This window comes from Chitinophaga sp., from assembly GCF_036569185.1.
Classification (GTDB): domain Bacteria; phylum Bacteroidota; class Bacteroidia; order Chitinophagales; family Chitinophagaceae; genus Chitinophaga.
In genome coordinates this window covers 1-15706 of the sequence record NZ_DATCRD010000337.1, presented here as the reverse complement: position 1 = coordinate 15706, position 15706 = coordinate 1, and the positions used below count along the sequence as shown (strand labels likewise).

At 45.7% G+C, this 15706-nt stretch carries 15 protein-coding genes and 1 riboswitch; of the genes, 8 read left to right on the top strand and 7 right to left on the bottom strand.

Annotated features, from left to right (window positions below; translation table 11 throughout):
• The 6 genes from VIM72_RS25745 to VIM72_RS25720 all read right to left on the bottom strand — a co-directional run.
• A partial coding sequence (locus VIM72_RS25745) for an efflux RND transporter permease subunit (RefSeq protein WP_332005693.1) occupies positions 1-2035 on the bottom strand: 2035 nt, incomplete at its 3' end.
• 40 nt (positions 2036-2075) lie between these two features.
• Positions 2076-3146 carry an efflux RND transporter periplasmic adaptor subunit gene (locus VIM72_RS25740; protein WP_332005692.1) on the bottom strand — a complete coding sequence of 357 codons (1071 nt, stop codon included), beginning with the start codon at positions 3144-3146 and terminating at the stop codon, positions 2076-2078.
• 45 nt (positions 3147-3191) lie between these two features.
• Positions 3192-4547 (bottom strand): TolC family protein, encoded by a 1356-nt coding sequence (locus VIM72_RS25735; protein ID WP_332005690.1) that lies wholly within the window; start codon positions 4545-4547, stop codon positions 3192-3194.
• 26 nt (positions 4548-4573) lie between these two features.
• Entirely contained in the window at positions 4574-5182 is a 609-nt protein-coding gene (locus VIM72_RS25730) for a TetR/AcrR family transcriptional regulator (protein WP_332005689.1), read from the bottom strand.
• 15 nt (positions 5183-5197) lie between these two features.
• Entirely contained in the window at positions 5198-5803 is a 606-nt protein-coding gene (locus VIM72_RS25725; RefSeq protein WP_332005688.1) for a TetR/AcrR family transcriptional regulator, read from the bottom strand.
• A 653-nt stretch (positions 5804-6456) separates the two neighbouring features.
• Positions 6457-7716, bottom strand: a complete 1260-nt coding sequence (locus VIM72_RS25720) for a pyridoxal phosphate-dependent aminotransferase (RefSeq protein ID WP_332005687.1) — start codon at positions 7714-7716, stop codon at positions 6457-6459.
• A 385-nt stretch (positions 7717-8101) separates the two neighbouring features.
• On the opposite strand from VIM72_RS25720, the gene dnaN reads away from it, so the two are divergent.
• The 3 genes from dnaN to VIM72_RS25705 all read left to right on the top strand — a co-directional run bounded on the left by dnaN (position 8102) and on the right by VIM72_RS25705 (position 10705).
• Positions 8102-9220: a DNA polymerase III subunit beta gene (gene dnaN / locus VIM72_RS25715; protein WP_332005686.1), complete on the top strand. Its 1119-nt coding sequence runs from the start codon at positions 8102-8104 to the stop codon at positions 9218-9220.
• A gap of 345 nt (positions 9221-9565) precedes the next feature.
• Entirely contained in the window at positions 9566-10399 is an 834-nt protein-coding gene (locus tag VIM72_RS25710; protein WP_332005685.1) for a sterol desaturase family protein, read from the top strand.
• 54 nt (positions 10400-10453) lie between these two features.
• Positions 10454-10705: a hypothetical protein gene (locus tag VIM72_RS25705; protein ID WP_332005684.1), complete on the top strand. Its 252-nt coding sequence runs from the start codon at positions 10454-10456 to the stop codon at positions 10703-10705.
• On the opposite strand, the gene VIM72_RS25700 is transcribed toward VIM72_RS25705, so the two are convergent.
• Entirely contained in the window at positions 10702-11178 is a 477-nt protein-coding gene (locus VIM72_RS25700) for a lipocalin family protein (RefSeq protein WP_325644200.1), read from the bottom strand. The genes VIM72_RS25705 and VIM72_RS25700 overlap by 4 nt on opposite strands.
• A 63-nt stretch (positions 11179-11241) precedes the next feature.
• Positions 11242-11352: riboswitch (TPP riboswitch) on the top strand.
• A gap of 51 nt (positions 11353-11403) precedes the next feature.
• Between VIM72_RS25700 and thiS the strand changes: the two genes are divergently transcribed.
• The 5 genes from thiS to VIM72_RS25675 all read left to right on the top strand — a co-directional run bounded on the left by thiS (position 11404) and on the right by VIM72_RS25675 (position 15633).
• On the top strand, positions 11404-11607 hold the full coding sequence (gene thiS / locus VIM72_RS25695) for a sulfur carrier protein ThiS (protein ID WP_332005683.1): 204 nt from the start codon (positions 11404-11406) through the stop codon (positions 11605-11607).
• 82 nt (positions 11608-11689) lie between these two features.
• Positions 11690-13546 carry a phosphomethylpyrimidine synthase ThiC gene (gene thiC / locus VIM72_RS25690; RefSeq protein ID WP_332005682.1) on the top strand — a complete coding sequence of 619 codons (1857 nt, stop codon included), beginning with the start codon at positions 11690-11692 and terminating at the stop codon, positions 13544-13546.
• Positions 13547-13586: 40 nt separating this feature from the next.
• Positions 13587-14276 carry a thiamine phosphate synthase gene (locus VIM72_RS25685; RefSeq protein WP_332005681.1) on the top strand — a complete coding sequence of 230 codons (690 nt, stop codon included), beginning with the start codon at positions 13587-13589 and terminating at the stop codon, positions 14274-14276.
• Complete coding sequence (locus VIM72_RS25680) at positions 14252-15004, top strand: hydroxymethylpyrimidine/phosphomethylpyrimidine kinase (protein WP_332005680.1); 753 nt, start codon at positions 14252-14254, stop codon at positions 15002-15004. The genes VIM72_RS25685 and VIM72_RS25680 overlap by 25 nt, the downstream gene beginning before the upstream one ends.
• Complete coding sequence (locus VIM72_RS25675; protein WP_332005679.1) at positions 15001-15633, top strand: thiamine phosphate synthase; 633 nt, start codon at positions 15001-15003, stop codon at positions 15631-15633. Before VIM72_RS25680 ends, VIM72_RS25675 begins: the two co-directional genes overlap by 4 nt.
• The last annotated feature ends 73 nt before the right edge of the window (positions 15634-15706 follow it).

Genomic DNA, 15706 nt, shown 5'->3' with positions numbered 1-15706 from the left:
CCACCAGCTCTACAGGCGCCCGCTCCGCCGTACCCAGGATGCTCACATCAGTAGTTTTTACCTTTACGCCCGGCAAAATGCCTTTCAGTTCTTTCTTGATCTTAGCGGCATAAATATCGGAAGCATCCGCACGTTTTTCCGGATCTACCAGCATCACGGTAATTTCCGATTTATAGGCGGTGGACTGTGAGTTACCAAAACCATCTTCACTGGTTTGACCAACTGTAGTGATCAAACGGGTGATTTCTTTTTTCTTGTTAAGATATTTTTCTGCTGTACGGGTAGCCAGGTTGGTTTGTTCTACAGACGCATCCTTGGGCATTTCCAGCATCACGATGAACTGACCACGGTCGCCTTTGGGAATAAACTCACCACCAATATAACCTTTGCCTACCAGCATAAAGGACGCGATCAATAAAACAACCGCTATGGCAATGGTGATCCTTTTATGACCCAGCGCCCATTTCAGTATCTCTGTCATCCAGTTGGTGAACTTCTGCAGCTGTGCTTCAAACCAGAGAATAAATTTCTCAAAAATATTTTTACCGGTGATGTGCTCCAATTTACCAAAGCGTGACGACAACAGCGGCACAATCATAAACGACGACAGCAAACTGAGCATCGTGGATATCATTACCACCACGCAGAACTCACGGAGGATCTTTGATACCAGTTCGTTTGTTAACGAAATAGGCAGGAACACCACCACAATTACCAGCGTAATGGAAGTAACGGTGAAGCCTATTTCTTTAACACCGTCAAAGGCGGCACGAACGCGGTTCTTACCCATTTCCATATGCCGGTAAATATTCTCCAGTACCACAATGGCGTCATCCACGAGGATACCTACCACCAGCGACAAACCTAACAGCGACATGAGGTTGAGCGAGAAGCCCATTAATTTCATACCGATGAAGGTAGCAACAAGCGAAGCAGGGATGGAGATCATTACAAACAATGCACTACGGATACTGTGCAGGAACAACAGCATCACCACCGCCACCAGCACTACCGCCAGGATAAGGTCATGTATTACAGAATCGGCCGATTCCAGCGTAAAGTCGGAGGAATCATTTGCCACCAGCATCTTCAGGTCGTTTGCCGCGTAATCCTTTTCAATTTTGCTGATGGTTTTCTTCATCTCTTCACTCACGGTTACCGCGTTGGCGTCCGTTTGTTTCTGTACCTGCAATGCAATGGCGCTTACTCCATCTACACGTGCAATACGTTCCGCATCTTTCTGGGCGTCCTGTACATCCGCTACATCCGTTAACCGCACCTGCGTACCATCTTCTGTGGTTTTCAGTACCAGGTTACGCAGCTGATCCACATTTTTATACTTACCTGCCAAACGGATCAGGATTTGTTCATTGGCGGTTTTCACCTTACCGGTGGGGAAGTCGAGGTTGGCGTTGGTAATGATCTGGCGAAGCTGCAGGATAGACATATTGAAAGCCTGTAACTTCTTCGGATCTACGTTTACCTGTATTTCACGTTCCTGGCCGCCAATCAGTGAAACCTGCGCCACGCCCGGTAACCGCGACAATAAGGGCTGCAACTTTTTATCTACCAGGTCATAGAACTGCCTGTCGTCCATTTTTGCGGTGGCAGACAGCGTCATGATGGGAAGGTCATCCAGGGAGAATTTATTGAGTGATGGCGGCTTGGCATCACCTGGCAGATCAGCCAGGATAGCATTTACCTTACGTTGCGCATCCTGCAGCGCAATGTCTACATCTGCATCACTGTTTAGCTCAACGGTAATAACAGAAAGGCTTTCAGAAGATTTGGAGATGATCTTTTTGATCTTTTCCATAGATGCCACCGCATCTTCAATCTTCTTGGTAATGGTGCTTTCCACCTCGTTGGGCGAAGCGCCCGGGTATACCGTAGAAATGGTTACCATCGGGGAACTAAACTTCGGCAGCAGCTCGTAGTTCAGCGATTTATAGCTCATCACGCCCAGGAGGGTGAGAATGGTGAACACCACCACCACGATCGTAGGTCGTTTTATTGATACTTCAGTAATCTTCATGTTGCAAAAATTTGGTCAAACACCAGATACGTTTCCCTGCTTACTTTTTATCATTCTGAACCGTTACGGCAGCGCCTTCTGTCAGGTTGATCTGACCGCTGGTGATCACGGTTTCCCCTTCTTTCAGTCCTTCGCGTATTTCCACCTGGTCGCCCACAATGCGACCGGCTACTACTTTACGTTTCTTTGCTACATTACCTTCCATCACGTACACGGTATTACTGTTTACACCGCCTACGAATGCGGTGCGTGCAATGAAAATTGTTTCAGTAGCATTCGGATCCACGAAGTGTGCAGTACCGTACATTCCAGCTTTCAGGTTTTTGCCTTCAATATTATTCACTTCCATTTCTACAGGGTAGTTGAGGGAGTTATCACCTTTTGCTGCTATAAAGGTGATAGTACCTTCATATTGTGTTTCAGGGAACACGTTGGAGGTAACCTGTACTTTCTGGCCTTTTTTAAGTGTTACCACTTGTCCTTCCGGTACAGACACCGCCAGTTTCAGCCTGGACACATCCACGATGTCGAACATTTTGTTACCTACAGAAAGGTAAGCGCCCTGTTCTATGTATTTTTTATTGATAATTCCGGAGATAGGAGCTTTCACATAAGTATCGCTTACCCGGCGGCTGGCGGCCTCATAGCGTGTTTTTGCGATATCATACTGCAGGCGTGCATCGTCCATTTGTTTCTGGGTAACGCCTCCGGTTTTGAAAGCGCTTTCATATCTTTCTTTGTCCACCTTCAGCTGGTCGAGGTTTGCTTTTGCAGATTCGAGGTCGGTGTTGAGCAGCTGACCATCAATATAGGCAATGGGTTGTCCCTGTCGTACCACGCTGCCTTCATCTACCAGCAGTTTGGTAATACGGCCGGCAGTTTCCGCGAGGTACGACAGTTCGCGCACCGGTGCGAAGTTACCATTGGCCAGGAATCCCTGGGAAAAATCGTTGCGGGATACTTTTTGTACCAGCACGGGGATGTCGCCGATATTGCTTTGTTTTACGAATTCTGTTTTAGCCTCATTCGCTTTCCTGTTGGCGTTGAGTTTCCACATGATCAGTACTACTGCACCTATTGTCACCAGCCCCCAGATTATAAACTTTTTCATCTGCAAAATAGTTTGTGTGTTCTATCCTTGTTTTCGTTTATACGTTTAGTTTAGGAGTTCTTTTAAACTTCCTTTGCTTTTTATGATTTCCAGCTCTGCCAGTTTGTATTGCAGCAGGGCTTCGTTGTAGCTGTTTTGTGCATCTGCCAGGGATGTTTCTGCATTGAGCAGATCTGTTAAACCTGCCAGGCCGAGTTTGTAGTTATTCTGTGTGGAGTAATACACTTCGTTGGCAAGGTCCATGTTTTCCTTTTGTGTGGTGATGGTAGATAAATTGCTACGTATCATCAGCTTGGCATTCTCGTAATCTGTGTTGAGGGTAAGCTCCGTATCTTCCAGTTGTTTACCCAGCTGGCGCAGGGTTACATTAGCCTGGCTTACTTTTGAACGGCGGCCAAAACCATCGAAGATGGGCACTTTCAGCGATATGCCGATAGCTGCCGCGCCAAACCAGCTGGTAGAATTGGAAGGGTCTTTTGAAAAGGCCCATTGCTGGCTCATCCCGTTATAGGAATATCTCCCGAACAGCGATAATGATGGGTAGTTTTCTGCCTGGTAAGCCTTCTTCTGGAACAGCTGCAGTTCTTCCTGTTTCTTTAGTAACCTGTATTCTGTTCTGTTAGCAAGGTTCATATCATCGTACTGTAACACGCCGGCGGCTTTGGTTTCAATATCTTTCAGTGAAGCCGGCGGCAACAGGAAAGTGGATTGAAGCGGCATTCCCATTACCTTCTTCAGGTTATTGGTTTGCGTGGCGTATTGATTGAGCAACTGCGTGCGTTGCGTCATATTATTGATAAGGTTCACTTTGATACGGTCGAGGTCTATTTTCTTTGCCAGGCCATTATCAAACTGTGATTTGGTAGCGCTTACCAGCTGCGTAAGTTTTTCAATATTACTATTGATGGTGATGATCTTCTCCTGTGTTACCAGCAACTGGTAGTAGAGCTGCGATACATTGTAGATCACATTTTCAACAGATTGTTCTGTTTGTATTTTATAATATTCTTCTCCTGCTTTGGATGCTTTCAGACCGGTGAACACTGCCTGGTTAAAGATCTGCTGACTAAGCTCTGCGCCTACCGTAGCGTTATACTTCACTCCAAAAGCCACCAGTATGGAACTATCGGGCTTACCAAATACAGCACCGGGGATGAGCGATTTCTGCAGCATCAGGTTATCTGTGTAGGAGGCGTTACCATTCAGTTGAGGCAGGGCCTGGGAGCGGACTTCCTGGGTTTTGAACTTACCCATTTCTTCGTCCATTTTGGTTCTGGCCAGTTGTTTATTATTATTCAATGCAAACTTCAGCGCTTCCTGTAAGGTTAGCTGCGTTTGGGCATAGCCGTTATATACCCCTATCCCCATGAGGAGGACAAGCGTTAACTTTAATCGCTTCATAAAATAAATCTGTTAGCGTAGTAGTTTTATTCTTCTTCTTTTATTTGCAGGTACTGGTTTACCAGTTTATGTCCCCGGATGGTAGCGATGCCCAGTATAAAATGGGCGGTTACCTGTTCCATTACCTCGTGCATTTCATATTGATCTGCGGGGTATTGTTCCGGGTCGAAAGCCGCCTCCAGCTGCAGCTGGCGCATGCGTGCTACAATATCGATGTGAAGGTTCTGGCGGTATAGGCCTTCCGCCATTCCTCTTTCTAAATTCTTTTTGATGTTACAAAGCACATTGTCCGACCTAAAGCTTTCAATACTGCGCCAGGTATCCGGATGGTATTTCTGGATTTCATGCAGCATTACCGGGTTCAATGTTTTAGCCATATTGGTGATGTACTTCATGTTACGCACCAACTCTTCTATGGCATTGTCTGTGGTTCGCAAACATTCATGGAAGTAGTTAATGTGGTTTGTCAGCAACTGCTGCATCCCTTCGTCTATCAACGCCTGTTTATCCTGGAAATGCTCGTAAACTGTTTTTTTGGAGATCCCGCAATCACGGGCAATATCAAACATAGTTACCCCTTTCACTCCATAAGCTCTGAACATTTTCAGCGCTGTTTCCAGAATTCTTTCTCTCACCACCATGACTTCCGTTTATGCTTTTATTCCTTTTATAAAAATTTCGAGTAATTGCTTCTGTTTTTCTATCACCTGGTCCATCATTTCTTCATCCAGATCCATATCTTCCCGGATATGATCCGGTACTGAAAAGCGTAATCCCATAGAGGTGAGCACCAGTAGCTCAGCGGTTTGGGCAGGGTCTTTTACCTTAAATTCCCCTGATTCAATTCCTGCCTTGATAATGGCAGTATGAATATTGACCTCCCGTTGTTTTGCCTTTTTCTTTTCTTCGAGAAAAAGCGCTGAGTTGTCCTGTAATATTTGAAATATTTCTAGCCGGCAGAATTTGCTGATAAAATCTTTCCGGAGATCAATGATATTATATAAGGCTTTAGCGGCCGATTTCACCTGTATTGCTTCTTTTTCCATCTGCTGGAAATATGCTTCCGCAATTTTTTCCAGCACGGCAATATGCATGGCTTTTTTATCCGGGAAATAGTAATACAACGACGCTTTGGAGCAGTGAAGATCATCTGCTATTTCGTTCATTGTAGTTTTAGAAGCGCCATAATGAGTAAAACGCTTCAGAGCCGCCTCCAGGATCTTATCCCTCATTTCATCTTTAGCTTCTGTATGCATTAACTTTTTGACTTTTTTAGTTTCAAGGTCAAAATTAGTGACTTTTTTTGAATTAGTAACTAAAGTTGACCTTTTAACATCCATTTAACTTTTTGAAGAAAAAAGTCAGAAAGTCAGGGAGGAAGGATCGCCTTCGGCGATTGTCCTGGAACGCTGATTACGCTGATTTTATGATTTTAATGATTTGATTTTTAGGGATTTATAAAATTATGGAAGAGATGAAGCTGGTTGCTACTGGTTATTTTTTGGAGATTTTATATTCGGAGACCTAACCGGCTTATACCGGTTTTATTTTTAAAGATATATCCAGAGAAATGAAATCCGGCCATGCACAATTCGCAAGTTTTGTTTTCAGAGACTATTGGCTATAGCAACACTGGTTTTACTTTTATGGATATAATCGGAAAGATGGAACCCGCCGGCCATGCACAATTCGTAAGTCTTGCCTCAGGGCCATATATTATATTAGGTGGAAAAACCTGCTCACCATCCCGGTTTCGCTGGTTTCCGGTGTTTTTAAAGCATTATAAAAAACAAGGGAGACAAAAGTGAATACTTCACCTCTATCTCCCCTAAAATATTAAATAAAAAATAAAATCAAGCTGATCAGTAAAATCAGCGTAATCAGCGTTCCTAGACAAAAGCCGAAGGCTTTATTTCAACTTCTCAAGCGCCGCCTGCAGTTTTTCGAACATTGCCGGAATTTCTTCTTTCACACAGGTACCCACGCTCAGCCTATACCACGGAGAAGTTTTAGCCGATCCGAAAGCGGAGAATGGCACTAATGCCAGTTTCGCCTCATTCAATATGTAGGAAGTTACAGCAGCCTGATCTGTGAGGGCAGTACCATCAGCAGTTTGTTTGCCTACCAGGTCAAACTTAACGGTGAGGTAAATGGCAGCCTGCGGAGCAATAGCTTCTACTTTATGACCGGCAGCTTTCAGTTTATCGAAGCCTTCATAGATTTTTACCAGTCGCTCTTCGATTTCACCTTTAAAGTGCTGCAGGTATTTATCCACATTTTCTTTCTGAACCAGGTAGCGGGCGGCAGCTTTCTGTTCTGCCATCGGGCTCCAGGCTCCAACGTGGGAAAGGATGGATTTCATTTTACCAATCACATGAGCCGGTCCTAATGCCCAGCCAACTCTTACGCCTGTAGCAGCGAAGGCTTTACTCATACCATCAATGAACACGGTATAATCCCTCATTTCAGGACGGAGGCTAACCGGGTTGTGGTGGTGGGTTTCACCAAAAGTGAGTACCCAGTACATCTGGTCGAACAATACATAGAGGGGTTTTTCATCCGCGCCTCTGCTCTTGTTTTCAGCCAGTACCAGGTCGCAGATCTCTTCCAGCTGCTGTTTACCGAAAGCGGTACCCGTTGGATTCTGCGGGGAGCAGAGGGCCAGGAGAGTAGCGCCTTTCAGGAGCGGCTTCAGTTCTGCTGCTGTAGGCATAAAGAAATTCTCCGCTTTGGTTTCCAGCACTACGTGTTCCGCTTCCAGGAAGTGGGTGTAGTGGTTGTTATTCCATGATGGCGTAGCGTATACTATCTTTTCGCCACGGTCTACAATAGTTCTGAAAGTAGCGTAAATGATGGGACGGCCACCACAGGAAATAACGATTTCCTTTGCAGGATCGTAGGAGAGACCCTCACGCTCAGCTATAAAGCCACCTACTGCCTGTCTTAACTCCGCGATACCATCAGCAGGAGGATAATTGGTCAGGTGCTCCTTATAGGCTGTTATGATTTCCTGTTCAAATTCAACCGGGATAGGAAATACCTTCGGGTCAAAATCCCCAATTGTGAAGTTGTATATTTTCTCACCCTTGGCCTGTTTCTCCTTTATTTCAGCTGCTAACTTAATGATTTCGGATCCAATCAACGTTTCGGCTAAATGAGACAGTTTCATAACCTGCTTTTTTTTGTTGGTTTGTAATAATTTTTCAGCGCGGCAAAAGTAACCGATTTGAAGATAATTTAAAAGAATAGGGAAATTCTTTTCACTTCCGTCAATAAATGACGCGAGTTATTGTATCCCATCTAATCAAGAGGGTGTTTTTCGTTGCTTCTGTTTAGTATTATACTAAACAGAAATATATGAATGACTGCAAATCGTTGTGTAAAACCACGTTATCTTAGTGTATAAGATGTGATGAAATTAGGGAGAACAACAAAACTTTCTATCTTTGTTTACATTACATTTGACCTTTTATGTGAGGGACAGGTGAAATTTGGGCGGCACGCCCTAAGGTTATACCCTTCAACAAAAAATGATAAGCAAACTTATATAAACCATGAAATTTATTGTTTCTTCCTCTACTTTATTAAAACAATTACAACAGATCAGCGGGGTTATCAATTCAAATACAGTATTGCCTATACTGGAGGACTTTATGTTCCTGATTGACAAAAACGAACTGACTGTAGTTGCAACTGACCTGGAAACTGTTATGCGGGTGAAGCTGGAGGTGGAAGCCAAGGAAAGCGGTCGGATCTGTATCCCGGCGAAGATCCTGATGGACTCCCTCAAAAATCTGCCCGACCAGCCGCTGACTTTCCACATTGACCTGAACTCCTACGCAGTGGAAATCACTTCAGACAATGGTAAATATAAAGTGATGGGGGAAAACCCGGAAAACTTCCCGAAAGAACCGGCTGCCGATGACACCACCTCTTTCACAATGGCCGCCACCGGCCTGGTTACCGCCATCAATAAAACCCTGTTCGCCGTGAGCAACGACGACCTGCGCCCGGCTATGACAGGCGTATTCTTTGAACTGGCGCCGGACAGTCTTACTTTTGTAGCCACCGATGCGCACCGCCTGGTGAAATATGTAAGAACAGACGTAAAATGCCCGCAGGCCGACAGTTTCATCGTACCTAAAAAACCGTTGAACCTGCTGAAAGCGGCACTGCCCGATAATGATACTGAAATTAAAGTTGCCTATAGCCAGAACCATTTCTTCGTACAGCACGAAGGCTCACAAATGATCTGCCGCCTTATTGACGCCCGGTTCCCGGACTATAAAGTAGTAATCCCCAAAGACAATCCTTACCGCCTTACCGTAGTAAAAAGCGATTTCCAGAATGCCCTGAAACGGGTAGGTGTATTCGCCAATAAAAGCACTAACCAGGTGGCATTGAGCATCACCGGCAGTGAGCTCCAGTTATCTGCCCAGGATGTGGACTTCTCCTTTGAAGGTAATGAACGCATGAACTGCCAGTACACCGGTGATGATATGCAGATTGCTTTTAATGCGAAATTCCTCATTGAAATGCTGAATGCAGCCGAAGGGGATGAAATCTCCATCGACCTGGCTACTGCCACCAAAGCAGGCATCCTCAGACCTTCCGAAAAAGAAGAAAATGAAGACCTCCTCATGCTGGTTATGCCGCTCATGCTGAACAACTAAAACCAGGTTGTTAGGCAAATGCTAAAATGGTAAATACTTATAGCTAAAATCTTATACATAAAGCAATCTCTGACAAAGAGGTTGCTTTTTTCTTTGCCTGTGGCCTAAAAGAGCCCTTTTTATATTCCCCAAATAGTTGTAATTTTTATCCGGGATCAATGATGAAAATCCATCAGAGATCCAGGACAGTAACGCAAGGATAATAACAGTAACGTATATATGTTTTACTGTGTATTATAAATAAATCCACTTCCCCCGTATCCACTGCAGAGATCTTGTTGGCCTGGTTAAGGAGAACCACATAGCAGAGCGTAAAAAACACCGTTATAAATATTTTACCGGCACATGGTAAGTTTTTTTGAAAATATTCCATCAGTATACCGTACTGCCATCCTGGTAAGCGGGCTCTTGTTGCTCTGGATTATAGAGGGTATGGCGCCCCGGTTCCGTTTTGACGGCAACCGTTACCGGCATGCCGGGACCAATCTCTTTTTTACACTGACTACAGTGATTGTAAATACCGGACTGGCATTCCTGATTGTGAAGGCCTCACGGTGGACAAGCAGCCAGCAATTCGGGCTTCTTTACCTGAAGCCGCTTCCATTGTGGCTGCACACTATACTGGCACTATTACTGCTGGATTTCATCGGGGCATGGCTCATACATTGGGTGCAGCATAAAACGGCCTGGATGTGGCAGTTCCATAAGATCCATCACATAGATACACAGATAGACGCCACTACCGCCCTGAGACACCACCCGGTGGAAAGCCTCCTGAGAGTAATGGCCCTTTTTGCCGCTATTATGATCCTTGGAGTGCCCTTCTGGATGATAATGTTATACCAGAGCCTGTCGGCTTTGATGTCGCAGTTCAATCATGCCAATATCCACCTGCCCAAATGGCTGGATAACGCGCTTAGCTGGGTCATTGTATCGCCGGATATGCATAAGGTACACCACAGTCATTACCAGCCGGAAACAGACGCTAATTATGCCAATATTTTCTCTATTTGGGATCGCCTCTTCGGCACTTTTATAAAAGTACCGGATACCCTGGCGATCAGATACGGACTGGACGAATACCAGGACGCCCGTTACCAGGAAATAGGATCCCTGTTAAAAGTGCCCTGGGAACATGATAATGTGATGAAGGAAAAGATCAGTAGTCAACATAAATAGATACCTGTTTACAAAAGAATTATTCCTTCACCTGTTTTTTAAATTCGAATACATATGCAACACTCAACAGCATTAACAAAAACGGCCTGTATATCAGCGCTCATCATTGGTGTACTGTCGGCAGCATTCGCTTTCAGTACACATACTCCTTCCTATGCAGTTACCGCCGGTTCAGTAGCTATAGTAATAAGTCTTGTTTCCCTGTATATAGGAAGAAAAAATATTGACGACATGCAGCTGGCCGCTGCGGGCGTATTTATGTCCGTGGTAGCCTGCCTGGTAGGACTCTGGCAGCTTTACAACTAATTGCTTCTATGGTATTTTTCCACGTAGCCTTCGGCAGCTTTTACCGGAAATAGTACCAGTGAGGTATCAGAAAGTTCTTTTATAATAGTTGTATCCACAATAGTGGAGGTGTCTTTTACACCTTCGGAATGATTCCATAACAATAAGGTGTCGTGCGTCAGTAACCATTTTTCGTACACCAGCGTGTACATATTAATGGACCTGGCAGTTCCGTTCTTTCTTAGCTGAAAACCCTGAGTTTCCCTGTCCAGGCCCGCTACGGGCTGTATCCACTTTCCTATGAGCTTAGCTGCATCAATATGCAACGTATCCGCAACAGCAGCAATGCTGTCAGTAATGCCGGCATTACTGCTGTCTGCGATCATACTAACCAGGCTGCTATCGTCCTGTAATTCTTCCTTTTCCACTTCTTTCTTACTCCCATTACAGGCAACCGCCAGTACCAATAAACACAGTAAACTGAATCGTACCATAATTTAAAAATACACAATTCATCATTTGTAATGCAATTTTTAAATTTTTCCATTACTTTTACACCTACACTTTAGGGGTGTTTATCCGGTATAAGTTTAAACGGATAAACTGAGATGATACCCTCAGTACCTGAAGCAGCTCATACTGCCGTAGGGAAAAGTAACTGAACCTTTCTCATCTTCCACATCCTTAAAGTTTATTGTTTCACTTAAATTCCAATCAACATGGAAGTGCATGTAAACAATAAACTTTATGCGGTGCAGCCAGGAACAACCATTGCTGCACTCTTACAGTTTATTCAGATCTCTGCTCAAAAAGGCATTGCAGTAGCCGTCAACAACCAGGTGATACCGAAAGCATCCTGGGAAAACCAATCATTATCTGCGGCCGATAACATTACTATTATCCGGGCTACCCAGGGCGGTTAAACCCTGTATTTATTTTTCGTATAGTCTTTTCCGTAATTCAATATTACGGACAGGTATTTCCATCTCTAAAAAACCAGACATCATGCATAATCAGCCTGCGGCACTCAGCCGCACACCATTTCCTGCCTCGCAGAAAATATATGTAAACGGAACTATCCATCCGGTAAAAGTGGCCATGCGCCGCATAACGCTCACGGATACACGTATTCATGGAAAAACAGGAGAGGCCGTCCCCAACAATCCGGTAGTGGTATATGATACCAGCGGCGCCTTCTCCGACCCGGACATCCATATAGATGTTACCACCGGCATTCCCCGTATCCGCGAAACATGGATCAGCGACCGTAAAGACGTGGAACAACTCCCCGAATATTCGAGCCCGTTTGTAAGGGAATTGATGAAGGATGGTGGGAAAATGCCACTGATGAGCCACACACATAAGCCGCTACGTGCCAAGACCGGGCAAAATGTAACCCAGTTATACTATGCACAACAAGGTATTATTACACCGGAAATGGAATACATCGCTATCCGGGAAAACCAGCTGGCAGATCAATTGTTTGAAGAGAACAACACCCTCTGGCATCAGCATAAAGGCCAGAGCTTCGGCGCCAATACTCCCGTAAAATTTATTACGCCTGAATTTGTGCGCCAGGAAATTGCCGCCGGCAGGGCCATTATTCCGTGCAATATTAACCACCCGGAAAGTGAACCAATGATCATTGGCCGCAACTTTCTTGTGAAGATAAATGCCAACATCGGCAATTCCGCTGTTACGTCCAGTATAGAAGAAGAAGTGGAAAAAGCAGTATGGGCCTGCCGCTGGGGCGCAGACACTATTATGGACCTGAGCACCGGCAAAAATATCCATGAAACCAGGGAATGGATCATCCGTAATTCACCGGTGCCCATTGGCACCGTACCCATTTACCAGGCATTGGAAAAAGTGAATGGAAAAGCAGAAGCCCTTACCTGGGAAATTTTCCGCGATACGCTCATAGAACAGGCCCAACAGGGCGTTGATTATTTCACCATCCACGCCGGCGTATTGCTAAGGTATATACCGTTAACGGCCAAACGCGTAACGGGCATCGTTTCCCGCGGAGGTTCCATCATGGCGAAATGGTGCCTGGCACATCATAAAGAAAATTTCCTGTATACACATTTCGAAGAAATTTGTGAGATCATGAAAGCGTATGATGTTTCCTTTTCCCTGGGAGATGGATTGCGCCCGGGCAGTATCGCCGATGCCAACGACGCCGCTCAGTTTGCAGAGCTTGAAACACTCGGAGAACTTACCAAAATAGCCTGGAAACATTCCGTGCAGGTAATGATCGAAGGCCCCGGCCATGTGCCCATGCACCTTATCAAAGCCAATATGGATAAGCAACTGGAGCACTGCCACGAAGCGCCTTTTTATACGCTGGGACCTTTAACCACCGACATTGCACCTGGTTATGACCATATCACCTCCGGGATCGGCGCCGCTATGATAGGTTGGTTTGGCTGCGCCATGCTATGCTATGTAACGCCTAAGGAGCACCTGGGATTACCCAATAAAGAAGATGTACGGCAAGGGGTGATCACCTACAAAATTGCCGCACATGCGGCAGACCTGGCCAAAGGCCACCCTGGCGCACAACACAGGGATAACGCCCTTAGTAAGGCCCGGTTTGAATTCCGTTGGGAAGACCAGTTCAACCTGGCTCTTGACCCGGAAACAGCCCGTTCTTACCACGACGAAACCCTGCCGGCAGACGGCGCCAAAATTGCGCACTTCTGTTCTATGTGCGGACCAAACTTCTGCTCTATGAAGATCACGCAGGAAGTACGCGATTTCGCTGCTCAGAAAGGACTGGAAGAAGAAGACGCCATGAGCGCCGGTATGAAAGAAAAAGCTGCGGCCTTTGCAGAACAGGGAGGGGAAATCTATTTGTAAAAGATTAACAGATATTCTCCATAAAGAAAACTTAATTGCTTTGATCTGGATCATCACATCACCTGAACGTATATACGAAGAAGTACCTGTTATTACCGCCTTGCTGGCGGCAGGTGCATCACGTATACTGTTAAGGAAACCAGGATGGTCAGCACAACAGTATGCCGCCTTACTGGAAAAGATCCCTTCTGAGTACTACAGCCGGCTACTGATCCGGGATCAGCCACTGCTTGCGCACCGGTATCAACTGGCCGGTGTGCATTGGAGCGGGGAAGTACGCCTGCAGATGCAGTTTTTTATCCTGGGAAGCAATGTTGTATCAGCAGAAGGGGAAAACGCGGATACCGGGAAAGCGGCGCCAGTTACCGGCCAGGAGAAGCTGCCATCCCGTTACCTGTCTCCGGAAAATTTCAAAGAAAACAGCACAGGTATACATTCAACAGAAGAACTAACGTTAACGGACACACGCTTCAGAACACTATTGCTGAGCCCTGTATTCAACAGTATCTCCAAAACCGGTTATTATGGCCGGCAGATGGGAGTACTCCCGGAGAAAAACAACCGGCAGGTACTTGCTTTGGGCGGTGTGGATCATACTAATGTACACTTATTAAAAAAACGGCAGTTCGATGGCGCAGCGTTGCTGGGAGCCATCTGGAAAATACCGGCGCAGGCCGTGGAAAACTACTGCCGTATACAAGAACTATGGAACAGGAGCGACCTAACGTGATGAGCTTTGCCGGCCTGGATCCCAGCGGGGGAGCGGGCTTGCTGGCAGATATCAAAACATTTGAACAACACAAGGTAAACGGGATGGGTGTTTGCACGGCCATCACGGTGCAAACACCAGAACAGTTTATATCGGTAGAGTGGTTACCGGTTACGCATATACTGGCACAGGCAAAACCATTGCTGTGCGGCAACCAGCTGCAATACTGCAAGATTGGGATCATGCCGGATATACAGTCGCTGCTTGAGCTGGTACGGCAAATAAAGCAATTATCCCCTGGCATACGCATCATCGTAGATCCGGTACTGAAAGCATCTGCCGGCTTTTCTTTCCATAACAGTGTTCATCAGCAGGCATGGAAAGAATTGCTTTCAGAAATATACCTGCTAACACCTAACTACGACGAAGCGCTGTTATTAACAGGCCTTACAGACGGAGAGGCCGCCGCACGGCAGTTATCGGCCGGATGCGCTGTATTATTGAAAGGAGGCCACCATAAAGATAAACCCGGCTATGATATGCTTTATACCGGAGATGTGATCCACACCCTTGCACCGGTACTGAAGGAAGTATTCCCGAAGCATGGCTCCGGTTGCGTATTATCTGCCGCTGTTACTGCTGGTTTAGCTAAAGGATTATCACTGCATGAAGCATGCGCTAACGGCAAAGCATATACGGAAAAATTACTGGCCAGTCACCCATCATTAACAGGATATCATCACATATGATCAGCAACTTACATTACATATCACAACCATCACATACAGACAACATACTGGCGGCCTGCGATGCCGGCTGTAAATGGGTCCAGCTGCGTATTAAGAACGAAACACCGGATAAGGTAATGCCGGTGGCAGAAGCGGTAAAAAAGATCTGCGACCGTTACCAGGCATCACTTATCATCAATGATTATCCGCAGGTAGCAGTGGCAGTAGAAGCGGCCGGCGTACATGTAGGCAAACTGGATATGACAGTAGCTGCCGCCCGTGCGATCACCGGCAACGATATGATTATTGGCGGTACCGCCAATACCCTTGCAGATATCCTGCAGCATGTACAGGATGGCGCCAGTTACGTAGGCGTGGGTCCATACCGGTTTACTACCACCAAGAAAAATTTAAGTCCCATACTGGGACTTGGTGGCTACCAATCTATATTGCAGGCCCTGAAAGAAAAACATATAGTCATTCCCGTTATTGCTATTGGCGGTATTATGCCTGAAGATATTCCAGGGTTGATGGAAACCGGCATTCATGGCATTGCCGTTAGCGGGATGATTACACATGCAACGGATAAACAGGCCGTTGTTAAGCGCATTTACGAACAGTTAAAACAATTACCTACATGGAGCCATTAGTTATTGCCGGCCGGGAATTTCACTCCCGTTTATTTACAGGTACCGGGAAATTTTCTTCCCCTGAAGCGATGGA